At 26.5% G+C, this 16,750-nt stretch carries 20 protein-coding genes and 1 tRNA gene; 20 read left to right on the top strand and 1 reads right to left on the bottom strand.

Annotated features, from left to right (window positions below):
• Positions 1 to 6: 6 nt before the first annotated feature.
• The 15 genes from J2Z53_RS10410 to J2Z53_RS10340 all read left to right on the top strand — a co-directional run bounded on the left by J2Z53_RS10410 (position 7) and on the right by J2Z53_RS10340 (position 10,084).
• A complete protein-coding gene (locus tag J2Z53_RS10410; RefSeq protein WP_209797430.1) occupies positions 7 to 360 on the top strand; it encodes a BMC domain-containing protein in 354 nt (117 codons plus the stop codon).
• The gene (locus J2Z53_RS10405) at positions 357 to 791 is read left to right on the top strand and encodes a EutP/PduV family microcompartment system protein (protein ID WP_209797429.1); all 435 of its coding nucleotides are present in this window, start codon (positions 357 to 359) and stop codon (positions 789 to 791) included. Before J2Z53_RS10410 ends, J2Z53_RS10405 begins: the two co-directional genes overlap by 4 nt.
• A gap of 16 nt (positions 792 to 807) precedes the next feature.
• Positions 808 to 1,443, top strand: coding sequence for a cobalamin adenosyltransferase (locus J2Z53_RS10400; protein WP_209797428.1), 636 nt, complete (start codon positions 808 to 810; stop codon positions 1,441 to 1,443).
• Positions 1,440 to 2,270 carry an ethanolamine utilization protein EutJ gene (gene eutJ / locus J2Z53_RS10395; protein ID WP_234925843.1) on the top strand — a complete coding sequence of 277 codons (831 nt, stop codon included), beginning with the start codon at positions 1,440 to 1,442 and terminating at the stop codon, positions 2,268 to 2,270. Before J2Z53_RS10400 ends, eutJ begins: the two co-directional genes overlap by 4 nt.
• 14 nt (positions 2,271 to 2,284) lie before the next feature.
• Positions 2,285 to 2,587 (top strand): BMC domain-containing protein, encoded by a 303-nt coding sequence (locus tag J2Z53_RS10390; protein ID WP_209797426.1) that lies wholly within the window; start codon positions 2,285 to 2,287, stop codon positions 2,585 to 2,587.
• Positions 2,584 to 2,847, top strand: coding sequence for a EutN/CcmL family microcompartment protein (locus J2Z53_RS10385; RefSeq protein ID WP_209797425.1), 264 nt, complete (start codon positions 2,584 to 2,586; stop codon positions 2,845 to 2,847). The genes J2Z53_RS10390 and J2Z53_RS10385 overlap by 4 nt, the downstream gene beginning before the upstream one ends.
• 35 nt (positions 2,848 to 2,882) lie before the next feature.
• Positions 2,883 to 3,518 (top strand): cupin domain-containing protein, encoded by a 636-nt coding sequence (locus J2Z53_RS10380; RefSeq protein ID WP_209797424.1) that lies wholly within the window; start codon positions 2,883 to 2,885, stop codon positions 3,516 to 3,518.
• A gap of 21 nt (positions 3,519 to 3,539) precedes the next feature.
• Positions 3,540 to 4,208: a BMC domain-containing protein gene (locus J2Z53_RS10375; protein ID WP_209797423.1), complete on the top strand. Its 669-nt coding sequence runs from the start codon at positions 3,540 to 3,542 to the stop codon at positions 4,206 to 4,208.
• A 29-nt stretch (positions 4,209 to 4,237) separates the two neighbouring features.
• Positions 4,238 to 5,797, top strand: coding sequence for an acetaldehyde dehydrogenase (acetylating) (locus J2Z53_RS10370; protein ID WP_209797422.1), 1,560 nt, complete (start codon positions 4,238 to 4,240; stop codon positions 5,795 to 5,797).
• A 6-nt stretch (positions 5,798 to 5,803) separates the two neighbouring features.
• The gene (locus J2Z53_RS10365; RefSeq protein WP_209797421.1) at positions 5,804 to 6,481 is read left to right on the top strand and encodes a phosphate propanoyltransferase; all 678 of its coding nucleotides are present in this window, start codon (positions 5,804 to 5,806) and stop codon (positions 6,479 to 6,481) included.
• 37 nt (positions 6,482 to 6,518) lie between these two features.
• Complete coding sequence (gene eutM / locus J2Z53_RS10360; RefSeq protein WP_209797420.1) at positions 6,519 to 6,812, top strand: ethanolamine utilization microcompartment protein EutM; 294 nt, start codon at positions 6,519 to 6,521, stop codon at positions 6,810 to 6,812.
• Positions 6,813 to 7,094: 282 nt separating this feature from the next.
• The gene (locus tag J2Z53_RS10355; RefSeq protein ID WP_209797419.1) at positions 7,095 to 7,511 is read left to right on the top strand and encodes a universal stress protein; all 417 of its coding nucleotides are present in this window, start codon (positions 7,095 to 7,097) and stop codon (positions 7,509 to 7,511) included.
• 26 nt (positions 7,512 to 7,537) lie between these two features.
• On the top strand, positions 7,538 to 8,527 hold the full coding sequence (locus J2Z53_RS10350) for a Gfo/Idh/MocA family protein (protein WP_209797418.1): 990 nt from the start codon (positions 7,538 to 7,540) through the stop codon (positions 8,525 to 8,527).
• A 78-nt stretch (positions 8,528 to 8,605) separates the two neighbouring features.
• The gene (locus tag J2Z53_RS10345) at positions 8,606 to 9,643 is read left to right on the top strand and encodes a M42 family metallopeptidase (RefSeq protein ID WP_209797417.1); all 1,038 of its coding nucleotides are present in this window, start codon (positions 8,606 to 8,608) and stop codon (positions 9,641 to 9,643) included.
• Between the two features lie 120 nt (positions 9,644 to 9,763).
• Positions 9,764 to 10,084, top strand: a complete 321-nt coding sequence (locus J2Z53_RS10340) for a hypothetical protein (RefSeq protein WP_209797416.1) — start codon at positions 9,764 to 9,766, stop codon at positions 10,082 to 10,084.
• A gap of 42 nt (positions 10,085 to 10,126) precedes the next feature.
• On the opposite strand, the gene J2Z53_RS10335 is transcribed toward J2Z53_RS10340, so the two are convergent.
• Positions 10,127 to 11,194: an NAD(P)H-dependent flavin oxidoreductase gene (locus tag J2Z53_RS10335; RefSeq protein WP_209797415.1), complete on the bottom strand. Its 1,068-nt coding sequence runs from the start codon at positions 11,192 to 11,194 to the stop codon at positions 10,127 to 10,129.
• A gap of 154 nt (positions 11,195 to 11,348) precedes the next feature.
• Between J2Z53_RS10335 and J2Z53_RS10330 the strand changes: the two genes are divergently transcribed.
• The 5 genes from J2Z53_RS10330 to J2Z53_RS10310 all read left to right on the top strand — a co-directional run bounded on the left by J2Z53_RS10330 (position 11,349) and on the right by J2Z53_RS10310 (position 16,695).
• Positions 11,349 to 11,424: transfer RNA gene (locus J2Z53_RS10330), tRNA-Trp, on the top strand.
• A 322-nt stretch (positions 11,425 to 11,746) separates the two neighbouring features.
• Positions 11,747 to 12,358 (top strand): hypothetical protein, encoded by a 612-nt coding sequence (locus J2Z53_RS10325; RefSeq protein ID WP_209797414.1) that lies wholly within the window; start codon positions 11,747 to 11,749, stop codon positions 12,356 to 12,358.
• A 124-nt stretch (positions 12,359 to 12,482) separates the two neighbouring features.
• Complete coding sequence (locus tag J2Z53_RS10320; protein WP_209797413.1) at positions 12,483 to 12,668, top strand: alpha/beta-type small acid-soluble spore protein; 186 nt, start codon at positions 12,483 to 12,485, stop codon at positions 12,666 to 12,668.
• A gap of 165 nt (positions 12,669 to 12,833) precedes the next feature.
• The gene (locus J2Z53_RS10315; RefSeq protein ID WP_209797412.1) at positions 12,834 to 13,964 is read left to right on the top strand and encodes a metallophosphoesterase family protein; all 1,131 of its coding nucleotides are present in this window, start codon (positions 12,834 to 12,836) and stop codon (positions 13,962 to 13,964) included.
• Entirely contained in the window at positions 13,954 to 16,695 is a 2,742-nt protein-coding gene (locus J2Z53_RS10310) for an AAA family ATPase (protein ID WP_209797411.1), read from the top strand. Before J2Z53_RS10315 ends, J2Z53_RS10310 begins: the two co-directional genes overlap by 11 nt.
• The last annotated feature ends 55 nt before the right edge of the window (positions 16,696 to 16,750 follow it).

Genomic DNA, 16,750 nt, shown 5'->3' with positions numbered 1-16,750 from the left:
ATAGTGATGGAAAGTTTTGAAAATAGAGATATTCAAAGGGTAATTCAAGAATCAGTGCCAGGTAAACAAATTACAATATCACATATTATTGCTTCACCTATGAAAGACATATATGAAAGATTAGGAATAGATGAAAGGGGAGCCATAGGAATTTTAACTCTAACACCTTATGAAACAGCAATTATTGCAGCAGATATTGCAACTAAGGTAGCAGATGTTGAAATTGGATTTTTAGATCGTTTCACAGGATCAGTACTTATAAGTGGAGATGTAGATAGCGTTGAAACTGCATTAAGTTCAGTAAATGAAACTTTAAAAAATATGTTAGGATTCACCGTATCCCCTATAACAAGAACGTGAGAAAGAAAAGAATAATGGTTATTGGGCCAAGTAGATGTGGAAAAACAACAATAGTTAATTATTTAAACGGATACAATGGCCCTTTAAGAAGAACGGCAGATGTTATTTATGGTGAAAACACTATGGACATCCCTAGTTCATATATTGAAAATTCCTGGATGTATAAACATATAATCGCTTTAGCTCAAGATGCTTCAAAGATTTTAATATTATTAGATGGATCTAATTGTACACAAGTATATTCAGAAGGTTTTGCAAAGTTATTTTCTAAACCTGTTATTGGAGTAATTACAAAATTAGATTTAAATTCTAAAAATAAAGAGAAATGTATAAAACAATTAAAAAGGATAGGCGTTAATGAACCTTACTTTTTAATTGAAAAAAATGATGAGGTAGGTATTAAAATACTTAAAGAATATCTACTTAAATAGGTAGGTGAATGGAAAAGTGCCTAAATTTATAACTGAAGATTATTTAAAAGATTCATACAGAAAAGAACCTTTTACTACTTATGAATTAAATACTGGAGAGCGCCTTACACCTGGAGGGAGACAATATTTATTAGATAAAGGAATAAAGATAAATAGTAACTTACCTACAGATAATAAAAAATCAGAAAAAAAGACTGAAGAAAAAATTATAACTGAAGATAAGGTAAATAAAAAACTTATCTATAAATTTAAAGCTATTGAGTCACTAACTTTAAGTTGTGCTAATGAATTATTAAATGAAGATTTAATACTAGCACAAAAGGTAGTTGATATAGAAAGAAATATTAAAAATATTAGAAAGTTTATAGAAGGTAAATGTGAATTAGAAGTAATTAATGAATGTATTAATAAAGAATATTTAAAATCATGTGACCTCGAGATTACCGATATTTATATGCACCTAGAAAATAGCAAAGAAATTTTTAATTTATATTACCTTTTCTGTAAACTTAAAGAATTTAAATATGAAATCATTGAAGAAGAATGGGAGCTTTTAGAAAAGATTTTAAGTAATTTAGATTCAATAATAAATACATTATATGAAATGATTTGTGAAGCAACAGGAGGTATGAAGTGTCAGATAAAAAAATGATTTTCGAATATTGTGATAACTTAGTTCAAAAATTTGAAGAGGTTATAGAAAAACCTATTTTAGAAAAATCATCTGTATATTACACAGGAGTAGATTTAGGAACTGCTTGTGTAGTCCTAGCAGTACTTGACGAAAATTACAGACCAGTTGCTGGAGCATATAGATATGCTGATGTAGTTCGTGATGGAATGGTAGTTGACTATATAGGAGCAATTAAAATTGTAAGAGAATTAAAAGAAGAAATAGAAGAAAAATTAAATACTGAATTGTTATATGCAGCAGCGGCAATTCCACCAGGAACAGATGCATTAGATTCAGGAGCAATTAAAAATGTAGTACAAGCTGCTGGATTTGAATTAACAAATCTTTTAGATGAGCCTACAGCTGCAAATGAAGTTTTAAAAATTCAAAATGGAGCAGTTGTAGATATTGGTGGAGGAACTACAGGAACTTCTATTATTAAAGATGGAAAAGTTATATATGTAGCAGATGAACCAACTGGGGGAACACATTTTTCACTAGTTATTTCAGGAGCTTATGGTATGAGCTTTAATGAAGCAGATAAATTTAAAAGAGATAATAAAAAACATGCAGAACTATTACCAGTTTTAAAACCTGTTATTGAAAAGGTTGGATCAATTATAAATAATCATATAAAAAATTATGATGTACAAGAAATATCTTTAGTAGGTGGTACTGCTTGTTTAACTGGAATAGAAGAAATTATAGAAAAACAAGTTAAAATCTATACTCACAAACCAAAGAATCCTATGTTTGTAACTCCATTAGGTATAGCTCTTAGTTGTACCCAAGAAATTATGGAATAATTGGAGATGATTATATGGATTTTAGATTAATAAAATCTCCAACAAAAGGAACAAAGGAAGCTCTTAAAAGGAGAATGAGTCCAAAAGGATTAGATATTCTTAATGAAGCTGGTGCAATTGGTTTAGTTCAAGGAAAAGTTATAGATATGATTTGTGCAATTGATATTGCAGAAAAAGCCGCAAATGTAGTTGTTGAAGATATTAGAGGAATTTGTCCACAACATATGACATCAATAGCTATATTAGGAGATACATCATCAGTTGAATCTGCAATAGAAGAAATTAAATTGAAAATGAAAGAAGGTAAGTGCTTATGATAACTGCAAAATTAATTGATAATGTTTGGGCAACTAGAAAAGCTGATACTTTAAATGGGTTAAAATTTATGCTTGCTGAAGAATTAGGTGGCAAAGAAGAAGGTAGAAGATTTATAGTTGCTGACATAATAGGAGCAGGCATAGGAGATAGGGTTATTGTAAGTACTGGCTCATCAGCTCGAAGAATGCTAGGAGATGATAATATTCCAATAGATGCAGCCGTTATAGGAATAATTGATGAAGACTGTAATTTTGGATAAGTTATAAAAATTTAGTTTTGAAAGGAAGTGAGTTGATGAAAAGATTAGTTTGTGCAAATGACATGGAGGCTTTTGTAAATAGTGGTAAAAAGACATTTTTTATAGAAGAGGATGTTATATTAACACCTTCTGCAAAAGATATAGCAAAAAATAATGGTATAGAATTTACTACTAAAAAGGTTAATGAAAAAGAGATTGAAAATTTAGATGGTGAAAAAATACTTGATATTTTTAAAGCTATGATTAATGAAGGTTTACTTCAAGAAATACTAAAGACATTAACAAATGCAAATTCTTCTAAGTTTAATGCTGAATGTGATAAAAGTGGACTTAAAGTAGTTAGAGGAAGCTCAGTAAAGATGGATGTATTTGATACTGGAAATCCAGATGCTAATGTTCATTTTCAAGAATTAGTAAATAAAGATGAATCAAAAATGAGTGCAGGATTACTAACTATAGAGGATTCAAAGTTTGAGTGGGAACTAACATATGAAGAAATTGATTATGTTATTGAAGGAACTTTAACTATTGAAATAAATGGTAAAACTTATACAGCAAATGAAGGAGATATACTATTTGTTCCATCAGGTTCTAAAGTAGTTTGGGGATCACCAAATAAGGCTAAGGTATTTTATACAACATATCCAGCAAATTGGGCAGATTTACTTTAACTTAAGGAGGATTAAATTGTTATGCAAGCACTTGGATTAATAGAAACTAAAGGATTATTAGCAACCATAGAGGCTGCAGATGCAATGGTAAAGTCAGCAAATGTTAATATCCTTGAGAAAGTATATGTTGGTGGTGGATTAGTTTCAGTAACTATAACAGGTGATGTTGGTGCTGTAAAGTCAGCAATAGATGCTGGTATATCAGCTGTTAATAGACTTGGAGAAAATTTCTTAATTTCTAGTCATGTAATCGCAAGACCCCATTATGATTTAGAAAGCATAATAGAAACTACTCCAGCTGTTGAAAAGGTAGAGAAAGCTATAGAAAAAGCTATAGAGGAAGAAATTATAGAAGATGAAGCTTGTGAAGCTACTTTAGAAGTTATGGAAGATATAACTGAAGAAACTCTTAACACTTCATTAGAAAACAGCAATGAAGAGGATATTAATAAAGAAATCCAAATAGAAAATATTGAAATAGAAGTTGAGTTAGATAGAGAAAAATTAAATAAGCTAGTAAAAGAAGAGGGTATAGAAAAATCACTTCAATTATTAAGAGATTTAAAAGTATCAAGAATCAGAAAATTAGCTAAGGAATTTAAAGACTTTGATCTTACAAGTAAAACTATTTCAAAATTAGATAAAGAGTCATTAATTAAAAAGTTTAAAGAATATTACAAAAATAAATAAAGAGTTTTTGCAAAAGGAGGAAAATGACAGTGGAAAATTTCGATAGAGATTTACAATCAATACAACAAGCAAGAAATTTAGCAAGACGCGGAAAAATAGCAGCAAATATAATTGCTGATTATACAGAAGAACAAATTGATAAAATAATTAGAAATATGGTTAAGGTTGCAAGTGAACATGAAGTTTGTTTAGCAGAAATGGCAGTGGAAGAAACAGGATTTGGAAAAGTTTGTGACAAAACTTTTAAAAATCATTTAGCATCTACAGTTTTATATGATTCAATAAAGGATATGAAAACTGTTGGTGTTATAAAGGAAGATACTGAAAATAAACTAATAGAAATTGCAGAGCCAGTTGGATTAGTAATGGGAATTGTACCTTCTACAAACCCAACATCAACAGCAATTTTTAAATCAATAATTGCAATAAAATCAAGAAATGCAATAGTATTTTCACCACATCCATCAGCTGTTAAGTGTACATCAAAAGCTGCAAAATTAATGCATGATGCAGCAGTAGCAGCTGGAGCACCAGAAGGTATAGTAGGTTGTATAGAACTTACTTCAATGGGAGCTACAAATGAATTAATGAAATCACCTGAAGTTTCATTAATTATAGCAACTGGAGGACCAGGAATGGTTAAGGCTGCATATAGTTCAGGAAAACCTGCTTTAGGAGTTGGTGCTGGTAACTCTCCAGCTTATATAGAAAAAACAGCAAACATTGAAAAGGCAGTAAAAAATATTATTGCAAGTAAAACTTTCGATAATGGTACAATCTGTGCTTCTGAACAATCAATAATTTGTGAAACTTGTAATGAAGCCAAAGTAATAGAAGAGCTTAAAAAACAAGGCGGATACTTTATGACAAAGGAAGAAACAGATAAAGTTTGTAAGTTACTTTTCAAACAAGGTCATGCTATGAATGCTAACTTTGTTGGAAGATCAGCTGATGTTATTGCAAAGGCAGCAGGATTTTATGTACCAGATGGAACAAAGGTACTTATAGGAAGACAAGAAGGAGTTGGAAATGGTAATCCATTATCATTTGAAAAGCTTACTACAGTACTTGCATTTTATACAGTAAATGACTGGCATGAAGCTTGTAATTTAAGTATAGAATTACTTCAAAATGGAATAGGTCATACAATGAGTATTCATACTGAAGATGTTGAAATAGTTAAAAAGTTTGCAAGAAAGCCAGCTTCACGTATTTTAGTTAATACAGGAGGAGCTCAAGGTGGTACTGGAGCTAGTACAGGACTTATGCCATCATTCACATTAGGTTGTGGAACTTGGGGTGGAAGTTCAGTTTCAGAAAATGTTACACCAATGCATCTTTTAAATATAAAAAGAGTTGCTTATGGCTTAGTAGACTGCGATACATTAGGAAAAAATAATGTTATAAAGGAAGCTCATAAAGAATGCACTAAAGATAGTTGTAAATCAGCAATGAATATGAGTCCAGCAGAAATTCAAGCAGCAGCTACAAAAAATAATGAGGAAGTACAAGAGCCTAAAATAGACAATTTAAATAATGAAGAAATATTAAATCTTGTAAATCAGATAATAGCTACTATAAAGAGGTAGATTTTAATGGAAAACTTAGAAGAAGTATTAAAGCTGTTATTAAAAGCAGTTAAGGAAAATGAAGAAAAGAAAAAAGAAGTTAAGGAATCTTTTGATATTCCAGTTGGAATTTCAAATAGACATATACATCTTTCACAAAAACATGTAAACATTTTATTTGGAGAAGGATATGAATTAACAAAGCTTAAGGATTTATCACAGTTAGGACAATATGCTTGTAAAGAAACAATAACAATATGTGGACCAAGAGGTGCAATTGAAAAAGTTAGAGTTCTTGGACCAATAAGAAGTAAAACACAAGTTGAATTATCAATAGGTGATTGTATTAAAACAGGTGTAGCTCCAAATATAAGATTATCAGGAAATTTAAATGCAACTTCAGGCATCACTTTAATTGGACCTAAAGGAAGTGTTCAAATTGAAGATGGAGTAATAGTTGCACAAAGACATATACATATGGCACCAAAACATGCTAAACATTTTGGTGTTGTAGATGGAGAGTTAGTTTCAATAGAAGCTTTTGGATTAAGAGGTGGAATCTTAAATAATGTAAGTATTAGAGTAAATGATACTTATAGCCTTGAATGTCACTTAGATATAGAAGAAGCAAATTCTATGGGACTTAATTCAAATTCAAAAATTAAAATAGTAAAACATGAAATAGCAAAACAAAAAATTATTTAATAAATAAAAATAAAAAAGATTTTAGGAGGATTTTAAAATGAAATATGATGCTTTAGGAATGATTGAAACAAAAGGATTAGTAGGATCAATAGAGGCTGCAGATGCAATGGTTAAGGCTGCAAATGTATATTTAATAGGAAAAGAATATGTAGGTGGAGGTCTTGTAACTGTTATGGTTAGAGGAGATGTTGGAGCTGTTAAAGCTGCTACAGATGCTGGAGCTGCTGCTGCACAAAGAGTTGGAGAATTAGTTTCTGTACATGTTATCCCAAGACCACATTCAGAAGTTGAAGTAATACTTCCAACTTCAGCTGCAAAGGAAGATAAATAAGAAATATAAATTATTAAAATCTCAAGGCATATATAATCTGCCTTGAGATTTTTTTTTAGATTTAATTTATTTAATTAGTATTTTAAACAATATATTAAATAATAATACTATTAAACATAAATAATAATATAAGATGTATAATATAGGAAATAGTATGTAAATTAATACTTTTTAAAATTAATTTTAATTGTTAGTATAAAATTATTTAGTATATATTTAATTAAGACTATTAATGTATACTATATATTATAGAAAAATATATAAAAGAGAGGGTGTAAAATTATGAAAAAGAAAAAAATATTAATTCCAATAGATGGTAGTGATAGAAGCTTAATATCATTAAATTATTTAAAAGATAACTTTAAACCAGAAGAGGTTGAAGTAGTATTAATGCATGTAAGAGAAATAGTTTTTGTAAATGGAATGGCAGTATCAGAAGAGGTAAAAGATGCTGAAGCAATTGGAAAGAGAATATTAAATAACGTAAAAGAAAAAATAGAAGAGTTTGACTGCAAGAAGGAATTTTCATTTGGATATGCAGGAGATGAAATAGTAAGATATGCAGAAGAAAATGATATAGATATTATACTTATGGCAAAGAATACAAGAAAGAAATTTACTGCCCTTGTAGGTTCAGTAACTGCTCATGTAGTAAAAAGAGCAAAATGTGTAATGATAATAATTCCTGAAGTTTATTAAAATAAATTTTAAAGGTGGTAGTATTAATGAAAAAAATAAGATTTGGAGTTATAGGTACGGGAAAAATTGTTGATAATTTTTTAAAAGCAGCATTAACTCATGAAAACTTTGAGCTTGTAGCAATGTATTCAAGAATCTTAGAAAAGGCAAAAGATTTTGGTGAAAAATATGGAGCAAAAAAATTCTTTGATAACTTAGAAAGTTTTAGTAAATGTGAAGATATAGATGCTGTATATATAGCATCACCTAATTCATTACATTCATCACAAGCAATTATGTGCATAAAAAATAATAAGCATGTATTATGCGAAAAACCTATGGCATCAAACCTTAGAGAAGTTAAAAAAATGACATCCTTAGCAGAAGAAAAGGGAGTACTCTTAATGGAAGCTATGAGAATTACTGTTCTACCTAACTTCTTAAGAGTAAAAGAAAATTTACATAAGATAGGAAAAATAAGAAGATATTTTGCATCATATTGTCAATATTCTTCAAGATATGATAAGTATAAAGAAGGAATTATTCTTAATGCTTTTAAGAGAGAACTTTCAAATGGAGCTCTTATGGATATAGGTGTTTATTGTATACATCCTATGATTGCACTCTTTGGAAAACCAAATGGAATTGTAAGTCAAGCTGTATTTTTAGAAAACGGAATTGATGGGCAAGGAACAGCTATGGTTAGCTATGGTGATACTAGTGGCTTAATAATGTACTCTAAGATAAGTGATTCAAAATTACCACTAGAAATCCAAGGAGAAGATGGAACTATATTAATAGATAGTATATTATTTAAAAATGTCAAAATTATTTATAGAAATGGAAAAGAAGAAGTTATTTCTATAAAACAAAGAGAAGATGATATGTATTACGAATTAGATGAATTTATAAATGTTATCAATAATAACGAAATAGATTCAATGAAAAATTCACATAAAAATTCATTAATAGCAATTGAATTAATGGATAAAATAAGATCTCAAATAGGACTAGAATTTCCAGCAGATTTTAACTAATGGTATAAAAATTATAAAATAACAATGCTTAAAATTAGTATAAATATACTAAATTAATAGAAAAAAGGAGAGAGTTTTATGGAGATTAACATTAATAAGGAGTATGTATTAAATACTGCACAAGAAATATTAAAATTCAATAGCCCAACTGGATTCTGTTTTGAGATAATGGACTTAATTGAGGAAAAAGTTCATTCTCTAGGATATAAGTTTGAAAGAACAAATAAAGGGTGTGGAGTAATTACTATTGATGGTAAAAGTGATGAAAAGGTTATAGGTCTTTCATCTCATGTTGATACTTTAGGAGCTATGGTAAGATCAATTACATCAAAGGGAACTCTTAAATTTACACTACTTGGAGGACCTATTGTACCAACTTTAGATAGTGAATATTGTACTATAAGAACTAGAGATGGAAAGAAATATACAGGTACATTTTTAAGTGAAAGTGCAGCTATTCATGTTTATGAAGATGCATCTACAAAAAAGAGAACTCCAGAAAATATGGAAATTAGAATAGATGAAGTAGTTAAAAATAAAGATGATGTTAAAGCACTTGGAATTGAGGCTGGTGATTTTGTATTTATAGATCCAAAAACTACAATAACAGAAAGTGGATTTATTAAATCAAGATTTATTGATGATAAAGGAAGCGTTACATGTCTTTTATCTATTTTAGAGTTATTTAAGAGAGAACATATTGTACCAAGTTATAAAACTAAATTCTTTATATCTACTTATGAGGAAGTTGGACATGGTTCATCATATATTCCACAAGATATAACAGAACTTTTATCTGTAGATATGGGATGTATTGGTGATGACTTAAATTGTAGTGAATATGATGTTTCAATATGTGCAAAAGATTCAGGCGGACCTTATGATTACAATATGACAACAGACCTTGTTAATCTTGCAAAAGAAAATGGATTAAGTTATGCAATAGACATATATCCAAGATATGGTTCTGATGTTGGAGCTGCACTTACAGCAGGAAATAATATAAGAGGAGCTTTAATTGGACCAGGAGTACATGCTTCTCATGGAATGGAAAGAACACATTATAGTGCTTTAGAAAATACTATGAAACTAATCTATTTATATTTAACAAAATAATAATTTAAGATTTTATTACAAAATATTATTTAAAATTTCTTACAATATTATAAATTACATTGAAAAATTTATACAATGGATTACAATAAATAAAAATAAACAATTGTAAGAGGTGATGCCATGGTAGTGTTTAAGAAGTTTATGACTTTGATGTTATTACCGATTATTATAATAGGGTTTAGATTTATTTGTTGTAATAAAAATATAATAAAAAATATTTCAAATGTAAGTATTGTTTTAGATAATAATATAAATAAAGATTTAAAGTATGGTGGCGCTAAAGAAAGTAAGAATTTATTAGATTTAAGTATAAAGGTTATAGATGATTTAGAATTTTCTAGTAAAGAAAAATCAGAAAGATTTAAAGATAACAAATTATATTTAATAGATGATTATTTAAGGCAAGATAAAAATTCTAAAAAATTAAATAAAAGTATATAAGGAAAAATAGGTATTTAGATAAACAATCTAAATACCTATTTTTTATAATATTTTAATTTCATTTTCTAATTCTTTCATGAGTTTTTCTACAGTTGTTATTTCTTTTATTTTACTTACATTTTCGCCACAGAATATAAGGCCATTATCTATATCACCATTTACTGCATTTATAAGAGCTTCAGTTATGCAATATGGAGTTTTTGAAGGATTACAAGGAATTAAACAATTAAGGCATTTCGAAACTTTAATATTTCCTTTAAAGGTTTTTTTTATAAATGGATTAATTATAGCTCTTCCAGGCATACCAACAGGACTTTTTATAATTCCAACATCATCAGCAGTTGCATTAATATAAGAATTTTTAAAAGCTTTAGAAGCATCACATTCTTCTGTGGCAACAAACCTCGTTGCCATCTGAACTCCAGAAGCACCAAATGATAAATATTTAGCTATATCCTTTCCAAAAAAAATTCCTCCTGCTGCAATAACAGGTATTTCTTTATCATATTTTTTTTCATATTCTTTTACATGGTTTATTATTTCTACTATTTCAGCATCAAAATTTTTTGAAGCTTCAGATAAATTTTCTTTTTTAAATCCTAAATGTCCACCAGCTTTAGGACCTTCAACTACAATCATATCAGGAGTTGTTTTATCGTGTTTATCCCATAATTTTAGTATAACTTTAGCTCCTTTTAATGAAGATACTATAGGAGCTAGTTTTACTTTACTTCCTTTTGCAATTTTAGGAAGCATAGTAGTCATTCCAGCTCCAGATATAATAATATCTATTCCAGATTCTATAGCAGTTTTTATATATTTGGCATATTCATTTGTTGCAACCATAACATTTACGCCAATTATTCCATTATTACATTTTTCTTTTGCAAGTTTTATATGTTTTTTTAATGCTCTAAGATTAGCTTCTAGAGGATTAGTTTCAAAGTCATCTTCTTTAAATCCAATTTGAGCAGAAGAAATAATACCTATACCACCGGAGTTTGTAACTGCTGAAGCTAAATTTGAAAGAGAAACACCAACACCCATTCCACCTTGTATTATAGGTAATCTAGATGTTAAGTTTCCTATTTTTAAAGGTTTTATATTCATTAAATCCACCTCGTTTAATTTGAATTTTAAATATTTTGATAATCAAAATATTTTTAATATATTATAATCTAAAAATTAAAAATTAACAATAATGTATGTAAATAAAAAATAGTTGACATAATGTAAAAAAATATGATAAAATAAAAAACGTCTTAGGGGTATGGCTCAATTGGTAGAGTAGTGGTCTCCAAAACCATTGGTTCTGGGTTCAAGTCCTAGTGCCCCTGCCAAAAACACTTGATAGTATATTATCAAGTGTTTTTTTATTTATTAATTTACAAAAAATATATATTTTTAGGGTTAAATAAAAATAAGATTATAAAATATTATTTATAATCTTATTTTTTTATTGCAAAAATAATATTCTAATATATCAAAAATTTAAAAAAACACAAAAAAACTTAAATTAAGTTATAAAATTTTACTGATTTCATAAATATTCCTAAAAAATAAAGGATAAAAGAAATAATTTAATAAAAAAGTAAATTTATTAATAATTTTTTAAAAAATATGTTATAATTTAGATATAAGAAACATGATAGGAGGAGAAAAATGGAGAATAAAAATAAAAAATTCAAAATCATTATTTCAATTCTTATAGTTATTATTATTTGCTTATTTTTAACACTATTTAATTTAAAAAATCAAAAGAAGGTTATAGAACCAAATAAAGAGTCTATCACTAATAATCAAAATGGAATTAGTGATGTAGTAAATACTATATTAGATGTAGATTATCAATCTATAACATCTTTAGTAAATAAAGATGATTCTAAAGGTTATATTATAGTTGAAGCTAAAAATGGATGTTTAAAAAATAATATAAACAAAGTATTACATACAGCAAAGGATTTAAATATAAAATTAACCTTTATAGAAAACGATGATATTTTAGATAAAAACAAGCCTTATCTAAAAATGATAGAAGAAAATGGACATACTGTATTACCTAAATATCTTAATTTAAAAAGTATTTTTAAAAAAAATAATTTAAAAATAATAGAAAGAGAAGAGGATATAAATAAATTAGATAAACAAGATGCAGTTTTTTATATAATAATAGATGAAAAATATAAGAATCTAACTGAAAATTTAAAAAATAAATTACCAAAAGGTGTAGTAAATCTTAAAGAACAGGGATATAAATTTAAGGCTTTTATATAGAATAAAATTCATAAAAAGCCTTAAATTACAATGAATTAAAATTTCCTTAGAGGATAAACTATAGATGTAAGATAAATAAAAAACATTTTTCTTACAATACCGTAAGCCTAAGGAGGGACCAGTGATGTCAAACAGAGTAATAGTTCCAGAAGCAAAAAAAGGATTAAGCAAATTCAAAAATGAAGTAGCAAAGGAATTGGGAGTGCCATTTACAGATTATAATGGAGATTTAAGCTCAAGACAATGTGGATCCGTAGGTGGCGAAATGGTTAAAAGAATGGTAGAGGAATACGAAAGTTCTCTAAAGTAAGCACCTACTAAATGGTTAAAGATTAACCTACGGAAGTTACACCACAAAAAAGAATTAGTATTCTAAAACCAAGAGGATGATTTTTATAAATCATCCTCTTTCTTTTTGTTTAAAATATATGATAAAATGAGAACAAAAGTTCGTGAAATGGGAAGGGATTTATTTATGAAAAAAATAAAAATACTTCATTGTGCAGATATACATTTTGATACTCCTTTTAAAGAGTTTAAAAATAATTTATCAACTAGAAGTAAAGAAGAGTTAAAAGATGTTTTTAGTAAAATAATAGATTTATGTAATAAAGAAGAAGTAGAAATAATGCTTTTGGCAGGAGATATATTTGATAATTATACATTAAGTAGAAATACATTAGTTTTTATAAAAGAATCTTTAGAAAGGTTAATAGATACAAAAGTATTTATAAGTCCTGGAAATCATGATCCTTACAATTTTAAATCATTTTATAATTTAGTAGAATGGCCTGATAATGTACATGTTTTTAAAGGTGAAATGGAGAATGTTATATTAGAGGATAAAGGGGTATGTGTTTATGGTGCGGCATTTAACGAAAATTATGTTAATTCTACTATTTTTAAGAATATCAATGTAGATAATGATTTAATAAATTTATTAGTGATTCATGGAGAAATTGCTAATGAAGGATCAACTAATGAATATAACCCAATATATGTTAGTGATATTGAAAAGAGTGATTTAGATTATGTTGCATTAGGACATAGACATAAGTTTAGTGGGATTTGTAGAGTTGGAAAAACTAGTTATGCATATAGTGGATGTCCTCAAGGAAGAGGATTTGATGAATTAGGAGAAAAAGGAGTTTTAGTTGGAGAAATAGGAAAAGATTATGTTAACTTAAGGTTTGAAAAAACTTGTATCAGAAAGTATATGGAAGAAGAAGTAAATATTAATGGGCTTTTTGGATATAGAGAAATAAAAAGAAAAATACTAAGTGATCTTAAAAATTTAAATTTAAAAAAAGATATATTTAAGTTAAATCTAATTGGAGAATTAGATGCAAGCTTTAAAATAGATGAGGATATTTTACAAGAAAAACTTTCAAATGATTTCTACTTTGTTAAAGTTAAAGATAAAACAAACATAAAAATAGATATTGATAGTTTAGAAAATGAAAATTCAATAAAGGGACTTTTTGTGAAGAATTTAAAGAAAAAATTGATAGATGCAAATGATGAAGAAAAGGAAATAGTTGAACTTGCATTAAAAATAGGTTTACAAAGTTTAAAAGAAGAGGAGGTGAATTTAGATGATTATTAAAGAGGCTAGAATAAAGACTTTTGGTGGAATTATTGATAAACAAATTAATTTTGAAAGAGGACTTAATTTAATATATGGAGAGAATGAAAAAGGAAAAAGTACAATACAAAATTTTATAAGAGCTTGGCTTTTTGGATTTGGAAATTCTAGAGGCAATAAAAATAATTTAAGAAAGAAATATCTTCCTTTTTCAGGAGAAAAAATGCAAGGAGAACTTTTAGTTGAATATAAAGGAAAAGAATATATAATAAAAAGAACTTTTGGAGGAACTAAAAAAGATGATAGTTCTATTGTTTATGATGGATTAACAGGTGAAGAAATAAAAGACATAAATAAAGATGAGCCAGGAGTATATTTCTTAGGAATAAATAGTAATACATTTATAAAAACATTATTTATACCACAACTTGGAGTTTCAGTTTCAAGGGATAAAGAAGAACAAATTATGGAGAAAATAATAGATGTTTTTGGTTGTGGAGAAGGAGAAGTTTCTGTTTATAAAGCAATAGAAAAACTAAAAAATAGTAAAAAACAACTTACAACTCCAAGAAAAAATGGAGAACTTGATATATTAAAAAATAGATATTCTAAAGTTATAGAAGAAAAGTATGAAGCTTATAAAATTTCTGAAAGAAATTTAGAGAAAGAAAATGAACTTATTAATAAAAAAGAACAAAGAAAAAGTATAAGAGAAGAAATAAAAAAACTTGAATTATTTAAACAGTACTTAAAAAAAAGTAAGCTTCAAAAGGAATATGGTGAAATAACAACATATCTTAAAAAAAGTGAATTATTAAAAAGGCAAGAAGAAGAAATTGAAACTGAATTAAAAAGAGAAAATGGAATTATAAGTGAAGATTATATTAATGACCTTAGTGAAGAAAATAAAAGGTATTTAACATTATTAGATTTAAAAAATGAAAATGAATATAACTTAAATAATATTTCTAAAAAAATTGAAGAAGAAAATATAAAACTTAATGGATATGAGATTTTTTCATCTATGGAATATGATTTAAAAGAAAAACTAATAAAGCTAAATATAGAACAAGAAAATTTAAAAGAAAAATTAGAAATAAATAAAAAAATATTAAATTCAATAGATGAAGAAGAAAAAAAGTTAGATAAAAAAAGAAAATTTTTAGGAGATATTACTAAGTTGGGGCCTTATATAAGCAAAATAAAGATTTTATTTAAGGATTATGAAAATAAGCTTCATGAGTTAAAAGAAGCAATAGAAGAAACTTCTTATAAGTCAGAAGTGAATAATAAAAATAATTACAATATATTAAACAGAAAATTCTTAAGTATATTTTTAATAATTGATAGTATATTATTGGGGTTAAATATTGCTTTATTTAATAAAAATATATTATATGTTATAGGAATATTATTTTTAGGGATGGGAATATTTTTCATTTTATCCTCAAATAATCAACAAAAAAATATAAATAGTAGATTAAAAAATGAAAAAAATGTTGATAATTTAAATAAAGATATAAAAAATATTGAGGAACAACTAGATGAATATGTGCATTTAATAAATTGTAATAGTTATAAAAATTTATTAAGGGCAATAAATTCATTAGAAAATTTTTATTCATTAGAAGAGAAAGTTAATTTAAGAATAGAAGAGAGAAAATTACAATTAGAAAGTATGTCCTTTAATAAAGATAAAGAGAAATATTATGAAAATAAAAAAATAATTTCATCAATAATGAAACTTTCAGGATGTGATACATTAGATGAGATATATATTCAGTTAGAGCAGTATAAAGAAATTAAAGATAATTTAACTCGCTTAAATATTGAGTATACATCTAAAAGTAAAGAATTAGATAGACTTATTTTTGAATTAGAAGAAAAAGAAAAAAATATAAAAGAAAAGTTAAAAATTATGGATTTAGATCATATCCAATTAGTTGACTTAGAAATGTATTTAAAGGAATTTAGGGAAAAAATATTAGAAAAAAAAGATTTAGAAAAGGCTCTTGAAAGTGTAGAAGAAACTTATAAAGTATTATTAAAAGATAGAGATATTGAAGGAATAAAATCAGAGCTTCAAGATTTTTTAACTGAAGATATAAGTTATAGTTATGAATCAGAGGAAGAAATAGAAAAAGAAATTAAAGAAAAATCAAATGCTTTAATAGAATCTGAAAAATGTATTAAAGATTTAGAAAATTATATTAAAACAAGTTTTTTAGGAAAGAGAAGTATAATTTCAATTGAAGAAGATTTAGAAGGAATAATTGAAAGAATAAATACACTAGAGAAAAGGTTATTAGCAATAAATATGGCAATAGAAAATTTAGAAAATGCAGGACGAGAAATAAGAGAAGAATTTGGTCCAGCATTAAATGAAAAAATTTTAAATATTTTCAAAGATATAACTAATAATAAATATTCTGAAGTTAAACTTGGAGAAAACTATGAAATGATAGTTAGGGATAATTCTAATATATTTAGTGGAGATTATTTAAGTAATGGAGCTAATGATCAATTATATTTATCTCTTAGAATTGCTTTTATAGAACTTATATTTAAAAATAAAGAAGTGCCAGTAATATTTGATGATTCTTTTGTTCAATATGATGATAATAGAAGAGAAAAAAGTATCAACATTATAAAAGATAGAAATTTTGCACAAACTTTAATGTTTACATGCCAATCAATTGAAGAAAATATATTAAAAAATAATAATATAGAGTTTAATTATATTTGTATTTAAAATTGACAATAATGTTAAATTATATTAGAATTGTATATATGCAAATGCAAATCAT

This window comes from Clostridium moniliforme (assembly GCF_017873235.1).
GTDB classification, from domain to species: Bacteria; Bacillota; Clostridia; order Clostridiales; family Clostridiaceae; genus Clostridium; species Clostridium moniliforme.
This window is presented reverse-complemented; position numbering and strand designations above follow the sequence as displayed.